The sequence below is a fragment of the Novosphingobium aquiterrae genome, from assembly GCF_042434435.1.
Taxonomy (GTDB): domain Bacteria; phylum Pseudomonadota; class Alphaproteobacteria; order Sphingomonadales; family Sphingomonadaceae; genus Novosphingobium; species Novosphingobium aquiterrae.
Genome location: NZ_JBHLTL010000011.1, coordinates 327,917 through 347,782, shown reverse-complemented (window position 1 = coordinate 347,782; position 19,866 = coordinate 327,917). Strand labels below are relative to the sequence as shown.

General features: G+C 61.8%; 21 protein-coding genes and 2 pseudogenes. 8 read left to right on the top strand and 15 right to left on the bottom strand.

All coding sequences use genetic code 11. From position 1 onward, the window contains the following. Positions 1-5: 5 nt before the first annotated feature. From ACFFF7_RS15190 to ACFFF7_RS15160, 7 genes are read right to left on the bottom strand one after another with little or no spacing between them, the layout of a single operon-like run. Positions 6-1,619: an acyl-CoA synthetase gene (locus tag ACFFF7_RS15190; protein WP_084276767.1), complete on the bottom strand. Its 1,614-nt coding sequence runs from the start codon at positions 1,617-1,619 to the stop codon at positions 6-8. Between the two features lie 24 nt (positions 1,620-1,643). Further along, positions 1,644-2,735, bottom strand: a complete 1,092-nt coding sequence (locus ACFFF7_RS15185) for an acyl-CoA dehydrogenase family protein (RefSeq protein ID WP_379482191.1) — start codon at positions 2,733-2,735, stop codon at positions 1,644-1,646. Next, on the bottom strand, positions 2,735-3,958 hold the full coding sequence (locus ACFFF7_RS15180) for an acyl-CoA dehydrogenase family protein (RefSeq protein ID WP_084276765.1): 1,224 nt from the start codon (positions 3,956-3,958) through the stop codon (positions 2,735-2,737). Before ACFFF7_RS15180 ends, ACFFF7_RS15185 begins: the two co-directional genes overlap by 1 nt. Continuing rightward, positions 3,955-4,431 (bottom strand): Zn-ribbon domain-containing OB-fold protein, encoded by a 477-nt coding sequence (locus ACFFF7_RS15175; RefSeq protein ID WP_084276764.1) that lies wholly within the window; start codon positions 4,429-4,431, stop codon positions 3,955-3,957. Before ACFFF7_RS15175 ends, ACFFF7_RS15180 begins: the two co-directional genes overlap by 4 nt. Next, a complete protein-coding gene (locus ACFFF7_RS15170; RefSeq protein WP_379482190.1) occupies positions 4,428-5,603 on the bottom strand; it encodes a thiolase C-terminal domain-containing protein in 1,176 nt (391 codons plus the stop codon). Before ACFFF7_RS15170 ends, ACFFF7_RS15175 begins: the two co-directional genes overlap by 4 nt. A gap of 16 nt (positions 5,604-5,619) precedes the next feature. Continuing rightward, on the bottom strand, positions 5,620-6,759 hold the full coding sequence (locus ACFFF7_RS15165; RefSeq protein WP_379482189.1) for an NAD(P)H-dependent flavin oxidoreductase: 1,140 nt from the start codon (positions 6,757-6,759) through the stop codon (positions 5,620-5,622). Between the two features lie 14 nt (positions 6,760-6,773). Then, positions 6,774-7,559 carry a FadR/GntR family transcriptional regulator gene (locus tag ACFFF7_RS15160; RefSeq protein ID WP_084276761.1) on the bottom strand — a complete coding sequence of 262 codons (786 nt, stop codon included), beginning with the start codon at positions 7,557-7,559 and terminating at the stop codon, positions 6,774-6,776. A 156-nt stretch (positions 7,560-7,715) separates the two neighbouring features. Between ACFFF7_RS15160 and ACFFF7_RS15155 the strand changes: the two genes are divergently transcribed. Both ACFFF7_RS15155 and ACFFF7_RS15150 read left to right on the top strand, forming a co-directional pair. After that, entirely contained in the window at positions 7,716-8,993 is a 1,278-nt protein-coding gene (locus ACFFF7_RS15155; protein WP_084277454.1) for a cytochrome P450, read from the top strand. A gap of 29 nt (positions 8,994-9,022) precedes the next feature. After that, complete coding sequence (locus ACFFF7_RS15150) at positions 9,023-9,349, top strand: 2Fe-2S iron-sulfur cluster-binding protein (protein WP_379482188.1); 327 nt, start codon at positions 9,023-9,025, stop codon at positions 9,347-9,349. Positions 9,350-9,377: 28 nt separating this feature from the next. Here the strand turns inward: ACFFF7_RS15150 and ACFFF7_RS15145 are convergent. Further along, positions 9,378-9,724, bottom strand: a pseudogene (locus ACFFF7_RS15145) (transposase); the annotation flags it as partial. A 276-nt stretch (positions 9,725-10,000) separates the two neighbouring features. Here ACFFF7_RS15145 and ACFFF7_RS16155 point away from each other — a divergent pair. Beyond that, a pseudogene (locus ACFFF7_RS16155) lies at positions 10,001-10,060 on the top strand (hypothetical protein); the annotation flags it as partial. A 103-nt stretch (positions 10,061-10,163) separates the two neighbouring features. Beyond that, the gene (locus ACFFF7_RS15135) at positions 10,164-10,388 is read left to right on the top strand and encodes a hypothetical protein (RefSeq protein ID WP_446686291.1); all 225 of its coding nucleotides are present in this window, start codon (positions 10,164-10,166) and stop codon (positions 10,386-10,388) included. A 617-nt stretch (positions 10,389-11,005) separates the two neighbouring features. Here ACFFF7_RS15135 and ACFFF7_RS15130 read toward each other — a convergent pair. The 5 genes from ACFFF7_RS15130 to ACFFF7_RS15110 all read right to left on the bottom strand — a co-directional run bounded on the left by ACFFF7_RS15130 (position 11,006) and on the right by ACFFF7_RS15110 (position 15,553). Beyond that, positions 11,006-11,203: a transposase gene (locus ACFFF7_RS15130; protein ID WP_379482187.1), complete on the bottom strand. Its 198-nt coding sequence runs from the start codon at positions 11,201-11,203 to the stop codon at positions 11,006-11,008. 198 nt (positions 11,204-11,401) lie between these two features. After that, entirely contained in the window at positions 11,402-13,021 is a 1,620-nt protein-coding gene (locus ACFFF7_RS15125; protein WP_379482186.1) for an ABC1 kinase family protein, read from the bottom strand. After that, a complete protein-coding gene (locus ACFFF7_RS15120; RefSeq protein ID WP_379482369.1) occupies positions 13,015-13,689 on the bottom strand; it encodes a TetR/AcrR family transcriptional regulator in 675 nt (224 codons plus the stop codon). The genes ACFFF7_RS15125 and ACFFF7_RS15120 overlap by 7 nt, the downstream gene beginning before the upstream one ends. Before the next feature lie 180 nt (positions 13,690-13,869). Beyond that, a complete protein-coding gene (locus tag ACFFF7_RS15115; RefSeq protein ID WP_379482185.1) occupies positions 13,870-14,580 on the bottom strand; it encodes a TRM11 family methyltransferase in 711 nt (236 codons plus the stop codon). Between the two features lie 76 nt (positions 14,581-14,656). Beyond that, positions 14,657-15,553, bottom strand: coding sequence for a DUF7146 domain-containing protein (locus ACFFF7_RS15110; RefSeq protein WP_084276758.1), 897 nt, complete (start codon positions 15,551-15,553; stop codon positions 14,657-14,659). Between the two features lie 126 nt (positions 15,554-15,679). Here ACFFF7_RS15110 and ACFFF7_RS15105 point away from each other — a divergent pair, with 126 nt between their 5' ends. Together ACFFF7_RS15105 and ACFFF7_RS15100 are read left to right on the top strand one after the other, a co-directional pair. Then, positions 15,680-16,342, top strand: coding sequence for a lytic transglycosylase domain-containing protein (locus ACFFF7_RS15105; RefSeq protein WP_379482184.1), 663 nt, complete (start codon positions 15,680-15,682; stop codon positions 16,340-16,342). 5 nt (positions 16,343-16,347) lie between these two features. Continuing rightward, the gene (locus tag ACFFF7_RS15100; protein ID WP_379482368.1) at positions 16,348-16,569 is read left to right on the top strand and encodes a DUF5818 domain-containing protein; all 222 of its coding nucleotides are present in this window, start codon (positions 16,348-16,350) and stop codon (positions 16,567-16,569) included. 66 nt (positions 16,570-16,635) lie between these two features. Here the strand turns inward: ACFFF7_RS15100 and ACFFF7_RS15095 are convergent, their stop codons facing one another. Next, positions 16,636-17,850: a site-specific integrase gene (locus ACFFF7_RS15095; RefSeq protein WP_379482183.1), complete on the bottom strand. Its 1,215-nt coding sequence runs from the start codon at positions 17,848-17,850 to the stop codon at positions 16,636-16,638. 258 nt (positions 17,851-18,108) lie between these two features. Beyond that, complete coding sequence (locus ACFFF7_RS15090) at positions 18,109-18,882, bottom strand: enoyl-CoA hydratase-related protein (protein ID WP_379482182.1); 774 nt, start codon at positions 18,880-18,882, stop codon at positions 18,109-18,111. A gap of 76 nt (positions 18,883-18,958) precedes the next feature. Between ACFFF7_RS15090 and ACFFF7_RS15085 the strand changes: the two genes are divergently transcribed. Both ACFFF7_RS15085 and ACFFF7_RS15080 read left to right on the top strand, forming a co-directional pair. After that, the gene (locus ACFFF7_RS15085) at positions 18,959-19,372 is read left to right on the top strand and encodes a holin family protein (protein WP_379482181.1); all 414 of its coding nucleotides are present in this window, start codon (positions 18,959-18,961) and stop codon (positions 19,370-19,372) included. Positions 19,373-19,463: 91 nt separating this feature from the next. Further along, positions 19,464-19,820, top strand: coding sequence for a hypothetical protein (locus ACFFF7_RS15080; protein ID WP_379482180.1), 357 nt, complete (start codon positions 19,464-19,466; stop codon positions 19,818-19,820). Positions 19,821-19,866 lie beyond the last annotated feature (46 nt).

Here is a 19,866-nt window from a genome sequence, read left to right as displayed (position 1 = left end):
GCCGCTCACACCGCTGCGCCCTGGCTTATCGCGAAGTCTCTCACTGCGGCGTAGTCAGCCTTGCCGTTCGACGCGCGCAGAGCGATACCAGCTTGATAGACTGTCTTAGGGGTCTTGTACCCGGCCAGCTGCCGGCGGACATGGGCCTTGAGTGCTTCCAGGTCGAACGTGGCGCCATCCTCCATGCAGACCACTGCGGTCACGGCCTGGCCCCATTTCTCGTCAGGCACGCCAACCACGAGAGCATCAGCCACGGATGGGTGGGTCTTGAGCACTTCCTCGACTTCTTCGGGATAGACCTTTTCCCCGGCGGTGTTGATGCAGACGCTGCCCCGGCCCAGCAGAATCAGACTGCCGTCAGCCTCCACCCGGCACCAGTCGCCGGGGATCGAGTAGCGCACGCCGCCGATCGTCCGGAACGTTTTCGCAGACTTTTCCGGATCCTTGTAATAGCCCATTGGAATGGCACCCTTGCGGGCAATGAAGCCAGGGATCCCGCTGCCGGCTTCCACCTTTGCATCGCTTTCGTCGAACACGTCGCAATGCTCGCCGATCACGAACTTGGCGGTCTGGACGGACCCTTGTGCAGTGGTCACCGACAGGCCATAGCCAAGCCCCTCTGATGCGCCGAAGGCGTCCATCAACGCGACCTGCGGAATGTGCCGGATCAGCCCGTCCTTGACCTCGCGGCTCCACATGACCCCTGACGAGAGGATCGAAATAAGGCTCGAGGTGTCGTAACGCCCCGGCGCGTTGTCGAGCGAAGCAAGCAGCGGTTTGGCGAAAGCATCGCCGACGATTGCGACCGACTGCACCCGGTGCTTCTCGACAGCCCGCCATAACTCGTCGGCGTCGAACGACGGGTTCTCAAGCGTTACGATGCAGCCTCCCCCCATCAGCGTGCCAAGGGCAGAGAGGAGACCTGTTCCATGCATCATCGGACAAGCGGGGAGGAACACCCGGCCAGGTCCGTCAGTACGGATCATCGCGACGGTTTCGTTCATGTCGTGTGGCGCTGGACCAAGCAGGCCGGCGGAATCGAGCTGCGCCCGCCGCAGGTCATCGTGGCGCCACATCACCCCCTTGGGCATGCCGGTGGTCCCACCTGTGTAGATGAACAGCATGTCGTCGGGCGAACGGGCTATGCCCAGCGGCGAACCGTCGCCTTGCGCCGCCAACGCCTCGTAGGGTTCGGCAAACGGCGCGATCGCCGCCGGATCGCCGATTTCGACAAAGATCCGGGCCTTCCCCAGCCGGTCCTTCAATTCGACAATGCAATCGCGGAATTCGCTGCTGTAGACAATCGCCTCGGCATCGGAATCATCGAAGATGTAAAGCACCTCGTCCGGTTTGTAGCGGTAGTTGATATTGACGTGGGTCAGCCGGGCCTTGAAACAGGCGGCCATCGATTCGCCGTATTCCGGCCGGTTGCGCATGTAGAAGGCAATCTTGGCCCCGGGTTCAAGCCCCCTGGCACGCAGCGCGCGGGCAAGATTGTTGGACCGCGCGGCCATTTCAGGCCAGTTGATCCGCCGATCTCCGTGGATCAGCGCCGGGGCATCGCGAGGAAGCGCCGCTTCGATCGCATCCAGTATGTCGCCGAAATTCCAATCGGTCATCTTCTTCTCTCCCGACCCGTCGTTCTATGTCGTTGCGGTCAATCCCTGTAGCTGCGCTGCGTCGGACCTTACTCGCTCCGGCCCGCCAAGAACTTGGCGGTCGAAGCCGATCCGCTTGAACCAGAAGTGCAGTCCAAGCAGGTCGGTAAAGCCCATCCCGCCGTGCACCTCCGTCGCGGTTCGCGCCACGAAGCGGTGAACCTCGCCAGTGAGCGATTTTGCGTGGCAGGCCACCAGCGCCGCCTCCTCGGGATCGGTGTCGAAGGCGTGCGCGGCATACCACACCAGCGCCCGGCAAGGTTCGTGCCGAGCGGCCATTTCTGCGCACATATGCTTGACCGCCTGGAAGCTGCCGATGACCCGCCCGAACTGCTCGCGCTCTCCGGCATAGGCGACCGCCTTCTCGATCATCGCTTCGCCCGCCCCGAGACTGTCTGCCGCGAGCAAGACCCGCCCGGCATCGCGCAGCCGCCGCGCCGCAAGGCCGCCATCGTCGGCAAGGGGTTCGGCGATTGCGCCGGTCAGCCGCAACTCGCCGATGCTTCGGGTCGTATCGATGGTCTGCAAGGCGATCCGCTCGACTCCGGTCGATGCGGCGGCCAGCAGATGGAGCCTCCCCGAAACATCGCCGACAATGAAATAATCCGCCCCCGCAAAATCTAACGCGAACAGCGCGGTGCCGGTCAGTCTGCCGCCGTCGGCCCGGACTCTCACTCCGTCGCGCTCCTCGACGATGCCCGCGATCGCGACGCCGAAGCGTACCGCGCCGGAAGCAATCCGGGGCAGCCATTCAGCCTGCTGCGCGGCCGAGCCCGCCAGCATCAGCGCCAGCGGGGCGAGCACGCTGAGCGCCAGGAACGGCGCAGGGGCAACAGCCCGGCCAAGCTGCTCGGCCACCACCGCTGCATCGAGCAGCGTCATCCCTAGCCCGCCATGCACTTCGGGCACCAACAGACCGGTCAGCCCGATATCATGTAGCGCAGCCATGACCTGATCGCTGACCGCGCTGCCTGTTTCCGAGCAGGAGCGCACATGATCGAGCGGGCAGGTTTCCGCAAGGCAGCGCCCGACCGTGTCCCTAAGCATTTCCTGTTCCGGGGAAAGACCGAAATCCATCAGGCGACTTCCTTCCGGCTCTGGGCGGCGTCCAGCGCAAGACGCGGCTCGCGCGGCATGTTGAGGCCGCGTTCGGCGATGATGTTCTTCTGGATCTGCGCGGTACCGCCGCCGATGATCAGCCCCAACTGGAACATATAGTTCCATTGCCAGACGCCACCCTCGCGCTCACGCGGGCTTTCGGCATAGAGGATGCCCATTTCGCCCATCGCGTCGATCGCCAGGGCCGAAATCTGGTGTGCCAGTTCGCAGCTCTGCAGCTTGACAATCAGCTTTGCCATACCCCCTGATTCACCTTTGAGCTGGTTCGAAAGCACGCGCATCCCGTTGTATTTCATCGCCGCGACTTCCGCCTGCAGAGCGACAAGACGGTCGCGCAGCACGGGATTGTCAATAGCGCGAGCGGACCCGATCTGCTCCTCCTGCATCAGCCTGATCAGCGCCAACAGGCGGTTTTCCAGCGCATCAGGATCGCCAAGCATCCCGCGCTCGTGGCCGAGCGTCGCATTGGCGACGAACCAGCCCTGGCCGCGCTGGCCGACGATCTGATCGACCGGCACCCGCACGTCGGTGAAGAACGTCTCGTTGAATTCAGCGTGCCCGGTCATTGTCTTGAGCGGGCGAACCTCGATCCCCGGCAAGTCCATCGAGAAGATCAGATAAGAAATGCCCGCGTGCTTGGGTGCCTCGGTCTCGGTCCGCACCAGGCAGAAGATCATGTCGGCCTGCCGCGCGGTGCTGGTCCAGATCTTCTGTCCATTGATCACGAAGTGGCCGTTTTCCTCGCGCGCGCTAGTGCGCAGACTGGCCAGATCCGAGCCCGCGCCGGGTTCCGAATAGCCCTGGCACCAGACGATCTCACCGCGCAGGGTGGGTTCGATCCAGCGGCGCTTCTGCTCCTCGGTGCCGAGTTCAAGCAGGGTCGGAACCAGCATCGAGACGCCTTGGTTGGACAGCCCCCCAGGCACGCAAGCACGGGCAAATTCCTCGGCGATGATCCGCGCTTCAAGGATGTCTGGCTCAGCGCCGTAGCCGCCATATTCGCGCGGAATGGTCCGCGCGGTGTAGCCATGTTCCAGCAGCAGGTTCTGCCAGGCGACCGCGTCGGTCGTCGGACGCGCCGCACGCTGTGCCGATTCCGGCGCACGCTTGCCATTGCGGGCGAGAAAATCGCGCACTTCGTCGCGGAAGCGCTCGTATTCGGGGCCATATTCGAGGTTCATGGCGCGTGCTCTCCACTCGCGGTCGGCCGGAACACCGGCAGCCGAAAATCGTCCCCCAGCGGCTCGAAGGTCAGTTCGACCGGCATGTCGAGTTTGACTCGGTCCTGAGCGCATTCGATCAGTCGGGTCGCCATGCGCACCCCTTCCTCCAGCTCTACTACAGCCGCAATGAACGGGATTTCGTGGGCAAATGCCGGGTGTAGGGCCTGGTGCGTGACGGTCCACGTGAACAACGTGCCCCTGCCGGTGCTGGGCTCCCAGGCGAACTCGGGAGAACCGCAGCGGGCGCACATGTAGCGCGGCAGATGGCGCCAGGTGCCGCAGGCGGAGCAACGCTGGAAATGCAGCTGGCCATCCTGGCACAGCCGCCAGAATTCCTGCTCTACGGGGTCCTGCGGACGCGGACGCGGCTTGGCAGGGGGGGGTTGAGCCTCATGCCGCTGCTTGGGAGGAAGTTCTGCATCGTGGCTCATGGGAACCTCCGCAAGATGGCGATGCTGCCGTCGCCCAGATCGCCCCAGCCCGTGACCAAGCCGGTCTGGGCGTTCTCGACCTGCCGATCGCCGCAGTCGTGACGCAGCTGTCGGACCGCCTCGACCACATGATTGAGGCCCCAGACATGCGCCTCACTGAGCAACCCGCCGTGAGTGTTTAGCGGATAGCGCCCACCAAGTTCAATTTGTCCGTCCCGGACGAAATCGAGTTGCCCTCCTGGCTCGCAGTAACCCAAGGCTTCCAGCTGCAGCAGAACCACGTAGGTGAAACAGTCGTAGATCTGCAGGAAGTCCATGTTCTCACGGCTAACTCCGGCCATCTCGAAGGCTTTCGGAGCGGCGTAGGAAAGCCCGATCTTGAACGGATCGGGACGCGAGGGAATGTCGTCGGCCGGATATGGGTGCCCTTCCGCAGCCCCGGCAATCGTCACCGGCACGTGGGGCATGTCACGCGCCTTGTCGATGCGCGAGACCACCACCGCGCAGGCTCCGTCGGTTTCAAGGCAACAGTCGTAAAGCCGGAATGGCTCAGAAATCCAGCGTGATGTGGCGTAGGTATCCCAGTCGAGTGGACGACCGCAGGTGAAGGCCTTGGGGTTTAGCTGGGCATGCTTGCGACAGGCCAGCGCCACCGCGCCCATCGCCTCTGGTCCGACCCCGAACAGTTGGGAGTGACGTGTCGCCAGCCAGGCATACATCTGCACCGGCAGAAAAACCCCATAGGGGATATAATAGCCTTGGATCGTGTTGGTCAGCGTGGTCATGTTCATCGACCGCGTCGCCGGCGCGCCGGGCTTGGAGCGCAGCGCGGAGAACCCGTTCCAGCCAAGGGTGACAAGGACATGGTCGCACAGGCCCGCGGCGATAGCCATGGCCGCGTTTTGCAACGCAGTCGTCGGACTTGCACCGCCCATGTGGACCGTCGCGGCATAACGCAGCACATCGATCCCAAGGTTGGCGGCCAACTCCTCGGACGTCGTATAAATCGGCGGCGGGATCATGCCGTCGATATCGCCCGGCTTCAATCCCGCGTCGGCGATCGCGCGGCGCGAGGCTTCCAGCATCATGTCGACCGCGCTGCGTTCGGTGCCCTTGACGAAATCTGTCTCGCCAATTCCGGTTATTGCGGCTTTGTCGGAAAATCCGGTCATGCGCGTCGCCCCTGGATCAGCGGAAACGGCTGGCAAGCGCGAGTGCACGTTCGGCTTCGGAAACCAGATCGGCCATTACTGCGGCGGCGGGGCGCACCGCGTGGATCAGACCGATCCCCTGTCCGGCGAAGCCGGGCAGGATATCCTTGCGCCTGGCCTCGATTCCGGCAGCCATGACCGGGCCCGAAATCATCGACTGATAAGGCATTGGCAACGGTTCCTTGCCCGCGTCAACCCAGGCGTCGGCCCATTTGTTGCGGATCATCCGCGCCGGCTTGCCGGTAATCGAGCGGCTGACCACGGTATCGGCATCTCCGCCCTCGACGATCGCTTCTTTTTGGAAGTCCTCGATGCCCGCTTCTTCGGTGGCAAGGAACGCGGTGCCGACCCAGGCCCCTTGCGCGCCCAGCATGAAGGCCGCGGCCACCCCGCGTCCGTCGGAAATGCCGCCCGCGCCCAGCACCGGCACCCGGTCGCCCACAGCATCGACCACCTGCGGGATCAGCGAGATTGTCCCGATCGGTGAATTGTGTCCGCCACCGTCATGGCCTTGGGCGACGATCACGTCGATTCCGCTTTCGACCACCTGCTGCGCGTGCTTGACCTTGCCGACCACGGCCATGACGATCGTACCGTTGGCATGGAGACGGTCCATCCACGGGCCGGGATTGCCAAGGCCGGCGGCATAGACCGGCACCTTCTCCTCGATCACCACTTCCATCTGCGCTTCGAAGAACTCCTTCGAGAACAGCGGCGGGCCGCCCCCGGCATCGCGTCCGCCAATCGCACGCCTTGCCGCCTCGCCGTCAGCCCTCACCAGCCCTTCGCGGGCCATGAAATCCTCCGCGAACTGGCGATATTCGGCCGCCAGCCCCATCGGATCGGCGGGCGCGGCACCGCTTTGCGGGGACTTGCCCAGGCGCACAGAGGCCGGCAGCAGGGTATCGACCCCAAACGGCTTATCGGTCAGTTCGCGGGTTTGGCGGATCCATTCCCGCAGTCGCTCTGGCGCGCAGGCTGCGGCGCCCAGAACGCCTAGCCCACCGGCATTGGAAACCGCAGCCGCCAGCGCTGGAACGCTTGCACCACCCATTCCGGCCAGGACGATCGGGTATTCGATATTCAGCAGATCACAAATGCGGCTGGTCAAGGCCATTGTCTCTCTCCCCTTCAGGCTTCCCGGTTTGCGTTCCCCCAGCGGACCTTTTGCGCGAGCAATGCAGGACTACGCTCTGCCAGATATTGGGTCGATCCATCGGTCAGCCGTTCCATCTGGCGCCGGGCACCCACAGCATCGCGCATCCGCACGGCTTGCAGCACGCGACCGAGGCACCGCAACTGGGTTTCGCGCTCCTGCGCCGAATAGCCCAGACCTTCCGACATGCTGCGGGTCAACAGGTGCAAAGCGGAGACCAACAGACCGAAGGTCGAGTTTCCGCTGGCCCAGCCCAGCAGATCGTGAAACCGACGATTGGTTTCCTCGAATTCCGGACCGTCCCGCTCGCGCTCGAGCCGCGCGAGGCAAGCCTCGAGCGCAGCAAGATCGGCGACGGTGGCCATTTCCGCGGCCCGCGCCGCAACCGTCGGGGCAATCGCTTCGCGCAGTTCGAGCAGGGCTCGAAGGTCGGTATCCATGAATTGCAGAATCAGCGCCATCGAACTGGCGAAATCGGCTGTCTGCGGACGGGTTATAACCGGCCCACCGCCCCGACCCTGAGTGAGATGAATCACACCCTGCAATTCGAGAAAACGCAGAGCCTCGCGCAGCGTGGCGCGTGCCACATCATAGCGCGCCAGCATGGCGTCCTCGTGGGGAAGCCGGTCACCCGGTCCCTGCGCATTGCTCTCGATATCCTCGACAATCTCGCGGGCTAGCACCAGGGCGCGCTTGGCTTTGGTCTGGCCAAAGTTTGCGGCAGGCTCCGCTGGGAGGACAGGGCTTGGGCTGGATTTCATCAAACTCTGATAAGAATTAATCGAAATGCTGTCAATGCTCCCGCACAAACTGCCATACACTGGAGGTTTCTGGATAAACTCTTATACTACTTATTGACGAATCGGCGATCTGCCCTTAATCCAGCAAAAGAGCAGACCGAGATGAGGGAGGTGACCATGACCACTCAAACAATTCCGCAGGAACTGGACGGTGCCGAGCTTGCCCGGGCTGTTGCCGACATCCCTCTTGCGGAAATCGACGTTGCTCGCCCCAGCCTGTTCCAGAGCGACAAGGTCGGGACCTTCTTCGAGCGGCTGCGACGTGAGGATCCGGTCCACTACTGCGCCGAAAGCGCCTATGGCCCCTACTGGTCGATCACCAGATACAACGACATCATGGCGGTCGACACCAATCACAAGGTCTATTCATCCGAAGCCAAGCTGGGCGGGATTGCGATCCAAGACATGCACAGCGACCAGAGCAATCTCGAACTTGAGATGTTCATCGCCATGGACCAGCCCAAGCATGACGCGCAGCGCAAGGCGGTCACTCCGGCAGTGGCGCCTTCGAACCTGCTGCTGCTCGAGCCCGTGATCCGCGAACGTGCCGGAGAAATTCTTGATTCGTTGCCGGTCGGTGAGGAGATCGACTGGGTCAAAAGCGTTTCGGTCGAGCTGACCACGATGACGCTGGCGACCCTGTTCGATTTCCCTTGGGAAGAGCGAGCCCGCCTGACCCGCTGGTCCGACGTCACGACCGCCATACCTGGAGCGGGAATAGTCGATTCCTTCGAACAGCGCCGCGACGAGCTGATCGAGTGTGCGATGTATTTCAAAGGGCTCTGGGAGCAACGAATCGACCAGCCGGGGGGCACCGACCTGATTTCGATGATGGCGAATTCGTCGGCCACGCGCGAAATGCCGTTCCTCGAATTCCTGGGTAACCTGCTGCTTCTGATCGTGGGCGGAAACGACACTACCCGCAATTCGATCAGCGGAGGAGTCCTGGCGCTGAACCGGCATCCTGATCAGTATGACAAATTGCGGCGCGACCCTGCCCTGATCGGCAATATGGTTCCCGAAATCATCCGCTGGCAGACCCCGCTCACCCACATGCGCCGAACCGCGCTGGAAGACAGCGAGATCGGCGGGAAGCGCATCGCCAAGGGTGACAAAGTCGTCATGTGGTATCTTTCGGGCAACCGCGACGAAACGGTGATCGACCGGCCCGAAGAATTCATCATCGACCGGAAGAACCCGCGCCAACACCTTTCGTTCGGCTATGGCATCCATCGCTGCATGGGCAACCGCCTGGCCGAATTGCAGCTTCGGATCATCTGGGAGGAAATCCAGAAGCGCTTCCACTTCGTGGAGGTCGTTGGCGAGCCCGAGCGCCTGCTTTCCAATCTCGTTCGCGGCATCACCCGCCTGCCAGTCAAACTTCACGCGCATTAATTTGCGCGCCAAGGGAAAGTTGCAGTTCTATGGTCAAGGTCACCTTTGTTGCTCATGATGGTCGCCGGTTTCCCGTTGAAATCGCATCCGGTATGACGGCGCGCGAAGCGGCACTGTTCAACGATGTTCCGGGAATCGACGGCGATTGTGGTGGCCAATGCGCTTGCGCCACATGTCACGTCCATGTCGATCCGACATGGATCGACCGGGTCGGATGCCTTTCCGATGGCAGCATGGAGGCCGATTTGCTTCAATTTGCCGAAGGGACGACGGAAGAAAGTCGGCTGGCTTGCCAGATCACGCTTGATGATCGGCTTGACGGGCTACTCCTCCATGTCCCGGAGCAGCAATACTGACCCGATGCTGACCGGCACCTTTCGTCCGCATTTCGCAGGCGCGCAGCATCATCGAGACCTGGTAATCCCGCATCACGCCGAGCGCCGCGTCCCGTCGCTGACCTGGCGTCGTCAGACTTTTCCCAACAGGTCCTTAAGGATCGCATTGTCGAGCACCGTCTCGGCCAGCAGCCGCTTGAGCTTGCTGTTCTCTTCCTCGAGCTGGCGCAGGCGCCGGGCATCGGACACCTCAAGCCCGCCGTACTTCGCCTTCAGCTTGTAAAACATCGCCGGGCTTAGCCCGTGCTTGCGGCAGACCTCGGCTGTCGACAGCCCCGCCTCCTGCTCCTTAATTATCCAGATGATCTGTACCTCGGTGAAACGGCTCTTCCTCATTCGTCTGCTCCTTCGAGTGGGGCAGACTCTACATCAAATCGAGGGACCCAGCGGGGGGGGGCAGATCAGATGGAATACGGTTTGATAATTCCGCAAGGATCTCGGCACGATCCGAGACTGGAGCAACTGATCGCTTCTCACCCGGATGTTCCAGACGGTGCAAGGGCGCTAGCTGACGTACTGCTGCAGAACGTGAATTCGCTTTCTGACGAGATTTCCGCGCTCGATAGATAACTGAGTGCCCGCGCAAGAAGAGACGAAATAGCGTCACGGCTGATGACGATCCCTGGGATTGGCGCTATTTGTGCGACAGCTATTGAAGCTTTGGCCCCGTCACCTGAAACATTCACAAAGGGTCGTGATTTTGCCGCTTGGATCGGGCTTACGCCAAAAGCAGAATTCTTCAGGCGGCAAAGAGCGCCTCGGGCGGGTCTCAAAAATGGGCCAGCGAGATCTGTGTCGGTTGCTGGTTCTTGGCGCTATTGCGGTTGTTCGCTGGGCACGGCGTCGCGGTGCGACTCCCGGCACATGGCTGGAACGAATGATCGCAACAAAACAGCCAAAGTTCGTTGCATTAGCATTGGCTAACAAATTGGCGCGCATTGCGTGGTCACTAATGGCACGTCGCGGCGTCTATCAAGCTCCAGCATCTTATGTTGCATGACGTAAGGCCAGGCTGCGAGACGTCGGAAATCTGGTGAGGTCAATCGGAGAACTATGGGCAAACGGTCAGAGACGAGATTGGAAGAACCAATAGGTCGATGAGTGCCTCGAGCACGCCTAGCCGAACTGGATCCGATCTACGAATTCGATAAGGGCCCGCGACGTGTTGAAGTCGCTTTATGAGGCCGGACACACGTCAGCACCCGACCACATGCCCATTCCGACGCTAAATCTCGCTTGCATTTATCGGGGCGTCCACACACGCCGTACTCCTTACCGACCAGCGCGTCCAAGGCGTCAGGCCCTTTGCGGAAATCCACCGGGCGCGTCGCCACCATCACGCGCGCGCCAGCATCAGGTCCGAACATCGGGTTGCCTTTAGCGCTTCGATCACCGCGGCAAACGCGCCGGCATCGGCGCCGCGCGCGATTTTCACCGCTACACCGTCAATCTCCAGTTCTACCGCAGCCGTTGGCGCACGCCGCCTCTGCCGGGCTCGGCGGGCTGGTGCCGGATCCGGTTGTGGCCCAACTCGACCACCGCCGGCACGAACGTCGCGGCCGCCGGTTCTGCCGACGAAGGGACCGATCCTTGGTTCGCCAGTTGCTTGTGGAAATACTACCGCCAAGCATAGACCTGCGAAGGGTCAAGGCCATGGCGACGGGCAACGGCGCCGACACCTCCGTTGCCTGAATAGCACTCCGCCACGATCGACGCCTTGACTTCCGGTGGCCAATCGCGCCGCTTACCCGCACCGCTAAATATCTCGAACCGCTGCGCGCCCTTGCTCACAGGATCATCACACGGGATTATCATAGGAGTAGCGCCTCGGCCCAAATCAGGCAGCGCAAGCTCAACGCTGGACCTCCCCCGCGCAAGGTGGGGGCCGAACAGCGCCTACGCTTTAAACAGCAACATTCGAATATTACAGTCGTGCAAGTAGATACATCGCATTCAGGGGTGTTTCGCGGTTCAGCTGCGAGGCGTCGAGTAAAATCAGAAGTTTTTTGTGGTTTAGGGATCCGCACGGTTCAATTTTTTGCACTGGAATTTCGCCCAGAGAAAGTTACCGGCCGCTGCAATAAATAGACTTATTCCTGCTGTTTCATGTTTATCCACGAGAATGGAACCCGCGATAATCAATCCGACGGTAAGTACGTGTGGGTCGGTCGCGGAACTCCTTTTTATATTCGAGGATGATGAAGAGGGTTGGATCCGTATCGGTAGCGCCCCAGACCGCGCAATACTCTCTGCCAGGGTGATTAGTTCAGGAGATGCGCTCGCAAGCCGCCCTAGACCGGCTATTAAACGTCGTCCGCCTTTCTTGAGGTCAGCGGGGCTCAAACGTTCACGCATCAGCTCTCGGGCAATCGGCATAGTTCTCGCGGCGATGTTGAAGTTGGGGTCGAGACTGCGCACGAAGCCCTCGGCGGTGAGAAGCGTGCGTAGCAGGAGGGCGAGATCAGGAGGCAGCGCCAACCGAAATTCGCGCAAGAGCGAGAAGACGCGCGTAAAGATCACTGATAACTCTATCTGTTGGAGGACGGCCCCCCGGAACTCATCGATCAGCAATTTCAGGTCTCGCTGGAGAGCCTGCGCGTCCACAGAATAGTCGCCCGACCAGCGCATCAGCACGTCGGCAACCGCGCGGGCATCGTCTCCCGCGATCGCCAACACAAGGGTCACAAGTTCGGAGCGGCGTGCTGGCGTGAGGATACCGACCGCACCGAAATCGATGAACGCAATCCCGCCATCGGTAAGGACAAACACGTTGCCGGGATGCGGATCGGCGTGGAACCGACCGTTGAAGATTATCATGCGCAGCACGGCGTCGGCGTATGTATCGGCAATGTCCTTGGCGGCTGGAAAGTCCATATCCGACGCGGCGCCCGCGCGCACAGATATGCCGACAAGCCGCTCCTGCACGTTCGCGCGCCGCCCGATATGATCCCAAAAAAACCTGGGCGTCCGGACACCAAGAGTTTCGAGATATGCGCCAATGCTCTCACATGCCGCCGCCTCGGCACTCAGATCCATTTCCTGCGACAAGCTTTCGGCGAAAGCGCGTAACAACTCGTCGGGCTTGAGCCTTCGCAATTCGGGCGAGCGGCGCTCCCCCAGCCGCGCAACCCTTCGCAGAAGCCGAAGATCGGCATCCACCCGCGAGGCGATACCCGGGCGGCGCACCTTGACAACCACCTCTGTCCCGTCGCGGAGCGCCGCGGCATGGACTTGAGCAATCGAGGCCGCCGCAATGGGAATGCGGTCAAACCTGGCAAACACCTCATCGATCGGAGCGCCGAGTGACGCCACCAGATCGGCTTCGATCTGCTCAAAAGGCAGCGGGGGCACCTGATCCTGAAGCGTGGAGAGTGCTGCAATCCATTCTGGTCCGATGAGGTCTTCGCGAGTGGCCAGTACTTGACCGAGCTTGACTGCGACCGGCCCGAGATCGCGCAGCAGCGCGACCACTCGCTCCGGCGCATCCGCTTCTGCGGGAAGCGCGACCCGGCTTGGCATCAGGCCAATGCGTGAAGCAAGACCGTTCAGGCCATGTCGTGCAAAGATCCTTGCCAGCTCGGCAAACCGCGCACGTTCGCCGAGCGGGACATCCTCTTCCGCGTCGCTCAGCACGATTGTTCCTTGCACGAGGCTGGTGTCCGACAGCCGGCGATAAACAACGCGATGCCGCGCCGGACTCGGTCCTGTGCAGCCGCGTCGTTGGCGGCGGGTGCAAGACCGAGTGCAAAATGGCGCATCGGTGCGACGACCAAGAGAGTGACGAACTGTGCGGCCGCGAACACGGGGTCCGATAGTGTGAGTTCGCCCTTTGCGTTGGCATGCGCGAGGATGCTCGCGACGCACTTTACGGCCCGCTGGAAGCCGAATTCATGGATGTTTGCTCCGAGTGCGGGGAAGCGCACGGCTTGAGCGATGACAACGCGTTCCATCGGCGCGATTCGCGTCGTTAGAAGCCATTCCAAGAGGACGTCTGCAATCGCGTGAAGCCTCGCTGCGATTTCAAGCTTGTCATCGACGGTCGGCTCGAGCACTCGCAGTTGCGTGTCGATTTCATCGAGTATCACGGCCTCGAATACGCGAGCCTTGCTGCCGAAACGAGCATAAAGCGTGCGCTCGGAAATTCTGGCATGCTCGGCAATCATGTCGGCGCTTGCCCGCTCGAAGCCGTGCTCGAAGAAAACGTCGCGCGCGCTCTTCAGGATGTGACCGGTCAATCGGACCGCGTCTGCGGCAGTCGGACGCCCCATCCTCCTACCGCGTTTCGCTTTCTCCTTTTCCACTTGGTTCAACGTGACCTCCGTTTCCCGCACTATCAGCGCGAGTCGCTCCTGGCGATAGAGGAGAGCGTTAGACGAGTGCACAGGCTTTTGACGCAACATGGTCGACCCAGGCAGTAGCTGCCTCATCGACGCGGCGCTTTCGTGGCGCGGATGGAATGTCCTGACAAGCCGGATCCCTGCTCAGCACCAGTCCGCGCGGAAATCTCTGGTCGAACCTCTGTTGTCGGCTGCCAAAGTTAGCGTCGTCGATTCGGTCGACCTGACGCCTGCTCTGCCATAATTGATGGCAACGAACTGCCCCGGCTTCCGCAACTTCCTGACCAAGATCACCTCGCCGTCATGGCCAGTCACCGGTTCCGCCGAAAACAAGGCTTGCAGGCATTCTCGGCGAAGCGGCGAGATCTCATTGAGCGCCAGGCGCGCGCCAGCTTTCGAGGCCCAGACCGCGAGCGTTCCGGTGCCGGCCGAGGGCTCGAGCATCTGGTCACCTGCTGACAGCGCGCAGGCCCGCGCCGCAATCCAGGCAAGCCGCGGCGGCGTTGCAAACTGCTGCCATTCGATCTGCTCGTCGCTGCGCGTGGTCTGGCTGGGTACCAGCGCTTCGAGGCGATCAAAGACGCGCTCGGCGACGTTGGTCGGCATGTCGCCGGTCAGCGATGCCGCTCCATGCAGCAACAGCACCTGGGCCAGTTCGAGCGCGGCGTGTGCGTCGCGCACCGACCAGCGGCCTGCAGCGTCGCTGCCGCCGAAGTGTTCGGCCATAACTGTATTGAGCACGGTGCGCGAAACGATCTGACGGGCAGCCAGCGTGGCGGCGAGATCGCGCCCTGCGGTGAGCACCAGCGGTTCGGTGGGAACGGGAAAGGCGAATGCGGGTGAAGCGTTGGACATCGGGATCCTCCTGACGAGGCCCAAGTCCTTCCGGGGCCTCACCAGGCCCCAAGACCTCTTTCCTCTCCTGCGATGCTCAAGCGGCCGCGCGAATTCGGCGCAGTAACTCGTCGTTCCAGTCGTCACCGTGTCCCGGCGGCGGCCGGGCGACAATCCGGCGGCCTTCGCGGGCGTGGACTTCGCGCGCGCGCTCCTCGGCGAGCCGCCCTCCGGCATCGTTGTCGACGAACAAGTGGAGCTCGCGCACCGATTCCGGGATCGTGACCAAACCGAACCGCTCGTTGCCAAGCGTCGCCCAGCAGGGAATGCCAAAAAGCTGCATAGCCGAAAGCGCCGTTTCTACACCTTCGGCAAGACCAAGGCGCCCGCCGCGCGGAAAGGCAAGGCGCACCGAGCCTGAGCCCGGGCTGCCAAGCGAGCGCTTGGGCTGCTCGAACGACGCGAGGCGGTCGCTTTCTGGATCAAGGAAGGTCCGGTTCAGCGCCAGGACGCCGGCATCGTTGCGCACCGCAGCGACCATCGCGGGCAGGAAACGCACCGAGCCCTTGGGTCCAAGCGGCATGCGTGGATGGAAGCGCAAGTCGGGCGATGAAACGGCGATTCCCCGTCCCGCGAGATAGCGCTCAGCCGGTGTGCCAGCCAAGGCCGAGGCTTCGAGCCATAGCCGAAACGCATTGCGATCGGTGACGTCAACGCGCGGCTGGATCGCGATCGGGCCACCAGGTCCATTGAACAGGTCCGAGATCCGCACCCCGAGCCTAGCCATGGCCTGCATGACCGCTTCGTTGGTGCAGCCAGCAAAGCAGTGGACGAGGATCGCCCGCTTGCCGAGCGTGATGCTGAGCGAGGGCGTGCGATCGGCATGGGCCGGGCAGCAACACATACCCTTTGAGCGCGACCAAGTCCCGCCCAGTTGCTCAACGATTTTCCTGGCACGCGTTTCGAGCGCATCGCGGCCGTGACCTTTGGACATGAGGCATCTCCATCATGACATGCCTCCACCCGCGCAGCCTCCGCTCTGCGCCGCTGACAATCGGTTTTCCTACAAACTGTGTTCTATATATGTTCCGTTCCGATTCGGCCAGAGAAGGAATTGCACATGGCGCAAAAAACGATCGGGAAACTGCTCACGGCAGCGGCACTTTTGGCGGGAAGGCCTGCCCTCGCCCAAGATGAAAAGTTGGCTGCCATGCGGCCGGAAAGCGCAGCGGCCGGCTACCGGGTTGATGGATCGGCGGAAGACTTCCAGCTCGTGACACACGGCGTCTGGCAAGCGCCTGTGCAGATTGCAGGGTCTACCCTGAGACCAAACCAGCCGACCGGCCTGGGTGCATCCACGCCGCACAAAATCAAGAAAGCTTCAGAAACTCAGCCAAGTTTTCGGCGTGCTGTCTACCTGCCCCACGTTTATGCCGCCGAAGCGCAATATGGATTGCCCACCGGGCTCCTCGATGCGCTGATCTGGACAGAATCGCGCTACAATCCATTCGCGGTGAGCGGTGCCGGCGCTGCGGGACTTGGTCAGCTGATGCCGAAGACGGCGCGCGAGCTTGGGGTGTCCAATCGGTTCGATCCGCGTGCGAACTTGTGGGCCGCAGCCAAATACCTGCGCCAGATGCTGGACAAGTTTGGAGTCGTCCATCTCGCGGTCGCGGCCTATAATGCAGGGCCTGGTGCCGTCGAGCGCGCCGGCGGCATTCCGCTCAACGGTGAGACTCCGTCCTACGTGCGGAACGTCCTTTCGTTCTGGGGAGCCAAGTGAGTTCGATGTTCGGGAATGGCAACAATCGACGCATGCGCGTGAGCGGCGTACTCAGCGACGATGGGCACGGGCCGAGCATTTTGACTGATTCAGGCGACCTTTGGATCTTGGACCGCCTCGATTTGGACTTGGATCTTCTTGGATCTCGAGTGACGGTCGAAGGCGCGCAGCATGGGTATGATCGACTTGTGGTCGACTGGATAGGCGCGGCGGTACAGATGAACTAGGCCCAAGGGTTGCGTGATCATCATTTGTCTCGATCATTGGGATGATCAAGCAGCAACCTGAAGGTCCTATCGGTCCAAAACTTCGACCGCCTTCATTTTATGCTCAGGCGCCAAGTGCGCGTAACGAAGCGTCATGTCGTAATCGCTGTGGCCAAGCAACTCACGCACGGTGTTGAGATCTACGCCGCCCATTACGAGCCTGGATGCAAAGTGATGGCGCATGTCGTGCCAACGAAAGTTCACGATCTCCGCTTGCTTCAGCAGCCCTCTCCACGAGGTGTTCGCTCGATCAAAACGATGCCCATCGTCATTGACGAAGACAAGCCCGCTCGACTTCTCGGTCTGCTCTTGCCAGCCCTTCAACACCCAAGTCGCCTCTCGATTGAGTGGAATATGTCGAGTCCGTTTCGACTTAGCGGTCATACCACTGACGGTCATCAAGCGTCGGTCCAAATCAACGTTTTCCCATGTCAAATCGAAAAGTTCGCCTCGTCTTGCCCCGGTGTTGATCGACAAAAGGACCAAGGGCCTCAAATGGTCAGTGAACTGCAATTCATGCATGTTTCGCAACGGCTCATAGCCTCGCGCGATCCTCCAGGCATTGGCTGAAGCCCTCTCCTGACGCCGGCGTTCTTCTCGTTGGTCAAGCGAATTCCGTAGCCGCTCCTCCTCCTCGCCGGACAGGAATCGCACTTTCACACGATCGTCGGTCCTCGCCTTCTTCACTTTCGCGATAGGATTTCTGTCCAGGATTTCCCAATCGACCGCCCTGTTGAAGCAGGCCTTGATCGAAGAGATATCTCGGTTGAGCGTTTGATGGCTGAGGCCACGTTCGACCTGCTTTCCCCGCCAGCGTTCAATATCCAAGGCCGAGATCGCATCCATTTTTTTGGCAAGGAGCGATTTGAAGGTCGCCTTTAGCCTCCCAAGATTTTGCTCGTGCGCCCGCTGATTGGCCCGTGCCCAGATTGCATAGTCACCGTCCAAGAAGTCACACAATGTGGGGACATCAGGTGCTGGCTTGCGAGCCTCGATCGGATCGATGCCCCGATAGAACTCCGACAGAATCTTCTGCGCCGCCTCGAACGCCTCCGAATACCCGACCGCATCGACCCGTCCCAGCCAGACCCGCTTGGCGCGTGCATACTCACAATACCAAGACTTGACGCCCGTTGGCATGACACGCAAGATGAGGCCCTTGAGACGTGTATCGCGGTAGTCAACCGGCCGATCCGGGATCGGGACCTTTTTGACAAAGTCCCGCGTCAAGCTGATGCGCATTTCAGTTCTGCCTTCGAATTCTCGTCCCATTTCTGGTGGTGCACTGGTGGTGCAAAATGTCGAAACGGCACGGAACATAAATAGAACAAATGCACCACCAGCGCAAGATCGATGATGCCAAAAAAGTAAGGGAACTCAAGATATTTTGTGATTTTTTAATGCTTTATCGGTCGCGTTCGCGGGTGCAAAAGGCGAGCTGGGGGTGTGGGGGTCGGAGGTTCGAATCCTCTCGTCCCGACCAATTTCCTTCTTTTCACGCTAATCGCCAGTCCACTGCGGTGGCCGCTTCTCGGCAAATGCCCGTGGGCCTTCGCGGGCGTCGTTGCTGCCGCGCCAATCGCGGAAGGCTTGCATATCTGGCTGGGCGCGCATCGCCGCAGCGACATCGGGTTCGGCCAGGCCGGACTGGACGATCGCCTTGGACGCGCGCAGCGACACGGGCGATCCGCGCAGCAAGGCGGCGCACCACCGCGCCGCGGCAGCGTCAAGCTCTCCGTCGGGCACAACTTCGGTCACGAAGCCCATGCGAAAGCCGTCGTCCGCCGAGACCGGCTGCGCCGACAGGATCATGCCCATCGCCTGCTTGAGCGGAGCCTGGCGCGCCAGCCGGTGCAAGCCGCCGCCCAAAGCCACCGCCCCGACCAGTGGTTCGGGCAGGCCGAAACGGGCGCTTTCGGCCGCAAGTATCAGATCGCAGGCCAGCGCCAGCTCGAACCCGCCGCCCAGCGCCAGGCCATTGACCAGCGCGACGAAAGGCTTGGGACAGTCAAAGCGTTCGATCAGTCCGGCATAGCCGTGGGCGGGATAGGCGCGGTTGCCGCTGGAAGCCGCTTCCTTGAGATCGGTTCCGGCGCAGAACGCCCGCCCGGCCCCGGTGACCAGGCAGATATGCTCATCGCAGGCGGCGGCGAATGCATCGAAGGCCGCTTCGAGTTCGGCGTGCATCTGCATCGTGATCGCGTTGAGCTGGTCGGGCCGGTTCAACGTAACGCGCCGGACGCCCCCGCTCACTTCGATCGTTATCTGCGTCATCGCCTATTCCTTCATTTTCCTACACGCACCAATTTGGTTATCTGCTTGCGCTCCCACATTCCAAAGGAGCTGCCCCATGCCCATTCTTGAAGCCCTGATCGGGCCGATCACGTCAATCATCGACAAGGTCATCCCCGACAAGGCCGCGCGCGACAAGGCCAAGTTGGAATTGCTGCAATTGCAGGGCACCCAGGACCTCGCCGAAATCGACGCCCGCCTCTCTGCAATTGTCGCCGAGGCCAGTTCGCACGATCCCTGGACCAGCCGCGCCCGGCCGAGCTTTCTCTACGTGATGTACCTGCTGCTGCTGTGGGCCTTGCCGATGGGCCTGCTCGCCGCCTTTGCCCCGCAGCGTGCCATGGCGATTGCCCAGGGAATGAACGCCTATCTGGCCGGCCTGCCCGAGCCGCTCTACGCGCTGTTCGGCACCGGCTACCTTGGCTACACCGCCGCGCGCCAGTGGGGCAAGATTGCCGGCAGCGACAAATAGGGCGACGCAAAATTTCGCATGGTTGCCTTCGCGTAACCATTTTGCGCTACCAGTCTGGGCCATGAACATTGTCCTTCACCGGAGTTTGCCCGTGACCCGTACCGCGATCCGCCCCCGCTTCCTGCGCACCGCTGCCGTGGCGGCGCTGGCCAGCGCCCTGCTTGCCGCCTGCGGCAGTGCCAGCAGCGGCGACCAGACCGCCATCGCCGCAGCGTCGGACACTGCCAGCGAAGCCGCCACGCCCGATGCCACCGCACCTGCCAATCTTGCAGTGGCCGGGCCCGATGGCGTGACCGGCGACAAGCCCACCACGGCATCGCGTGATGCCGGCGGCGATCATCCCCAGGACGCCGCCACCGACGAAAACGGCCAGCCGATCAATGCCGGCCCGCCCCAGCCGACCGAAGAAGACGTGCGTCGTGCGGTCGAGGAAGCCGAATCGAAATAGCGCCCTCTTGCCTCGCCTCCCTGTCCGGGTAAGGGTTCGGCGCGAA

Excerpts from the sequence above, each read along its gene's own strand:
- ACFFF7_RS15190 (WP_084276767.1), bottom strand. The coding sequence starts at position 1,619 with ATGACCGATTGGAATTTCGGCGACATACTGGATGCGATCGAAGCGGCG.
- ACFFF7_RS15185 (WP_379482191.1), bottom strand. The coding sequence starts at position 2,735 with ATGGATTTCGGTCTTTCCCCGGAACAGGAAATGCTTAGGGACACGGTC.
- ACFFF7_RS15180 (WP_084276765.1), bottom strand. The coding sequence starts at position 3,958 with ATGAACCTCGAATATGGCCCCGAATACGAGCGCTTCCGCGACGAAGTG.
- ACFFF7_RS15175 (WP_084276764.1), bottom strand. The coding sequence starts at position 4,431 with ATGAGCCACGATGCAGAACTTCCTCCCAAGCAGCGGCATGAGGCTCAA.
- ACFFF7_RS15170 (WP_379482190.1), bottom strand. The coding sequence starts at position 5,603 with ATGACCGGATTTTCCGACAAAGCCGCAATAACCGGAATTGGCGAGACA.
- ACFFF7_RS15165 (WP_379482189.1), bottom strand. The coding sequence starts at position 6,759 with ATGGCCTTGACCAGCCGCATTTGTGATCTGCTGAATATCGAATACCCG.
- ACFFF7_RS15160 (WP_084276761.1), bottom strand. The coding sequence starts at position 7,559 with ATGAAATCCAGCCCAAGCCCTGTCCTCCCAGCGGAGCCTGCCGCAAAC.
- ACFFF7_RS15155 (WP_084277454.1), top strand. The coding sequence starts at position 7,716 with ATGACCACTCAAACAATTCCGCAGGAACTGGACGGTGCCGAGCTTGCC.
- ACFFF7_RS15150 (WP_379482188.1), top strand. The coding sequence starts at position 9,023 with ATGGTCAAGGTCACCTTTGTTGCTCATGATGGTCGCCGGTTTCCCGTT.
- ACFFF7_RS15135 (WP_446686291.1), top strand. The coding sequence starts at position 10,164 with ATGGGCCAGCGAGATCTGTGTCGGTTGCTGGTTCTTGGCGCTATTGCG.
- ACFFF7_RS15130 (WP_379482187.1), bottom strand. The coding sequence starts at position 11,203 with ATGATAATCCCGTGTGATGATCCTGTGAGCAAGGGCGCGCAGCGGTTC.
- ACFFF7_RS15115 (WP_379482185.1), bottom strand. The coding sequence starts at position 14,580 with ATGTCCAACGCTTCACCCGCATTCGCCTTTCCCGTTCCCACCGAACCG.
- ACFFF7_RS15110 (WP_084276758.1), bottom strand. The coding sequence starts at position 15,553 with ATGTCCAAAGGTCACGGCCGCGATGCGCTCGAAACGCGTGCCAGGAAA.
- ACFFF7_RS15105 (WP_379482184.1), top strand. The coding sequence starts at position 15,680 with ATGGCGCAAAAAACGATCGGGAAACTGCTCACGGCAGCGGCACTTTTG.
- ACFFF7_RS15100 (WP_379482368.1), top strand. The coding sequence starts at position 16,348 with ATGTTCGGGAATGGCAACAATCGACGCATGCGCGTGAGCGGCGTACTC.
- ACFFF7_RS15095 (WP_379482183.1), bottom strand. The coding sequence starts at position 17,850 with ATGCGCATCAGCTTGACGCGGGACTTTGTCAAAAAGGTCCCGATCCCG.
- ACFFF7_RS15090 (WP_379482182.1), bottom strand. The coding sequence starts at position 18,882 with ATGACGCAGATAACGATCGAAGTGAGCGGGGGCGTCCGGCGCGTTACG.
- ACFFF7_RS15085 (WP_379482181.1), top strand. The coding sequence starts at position 18,959 with ATGCCCATTCTTGAAGCCCTGATCGGGCCGATCACGTCAATCATCGAC.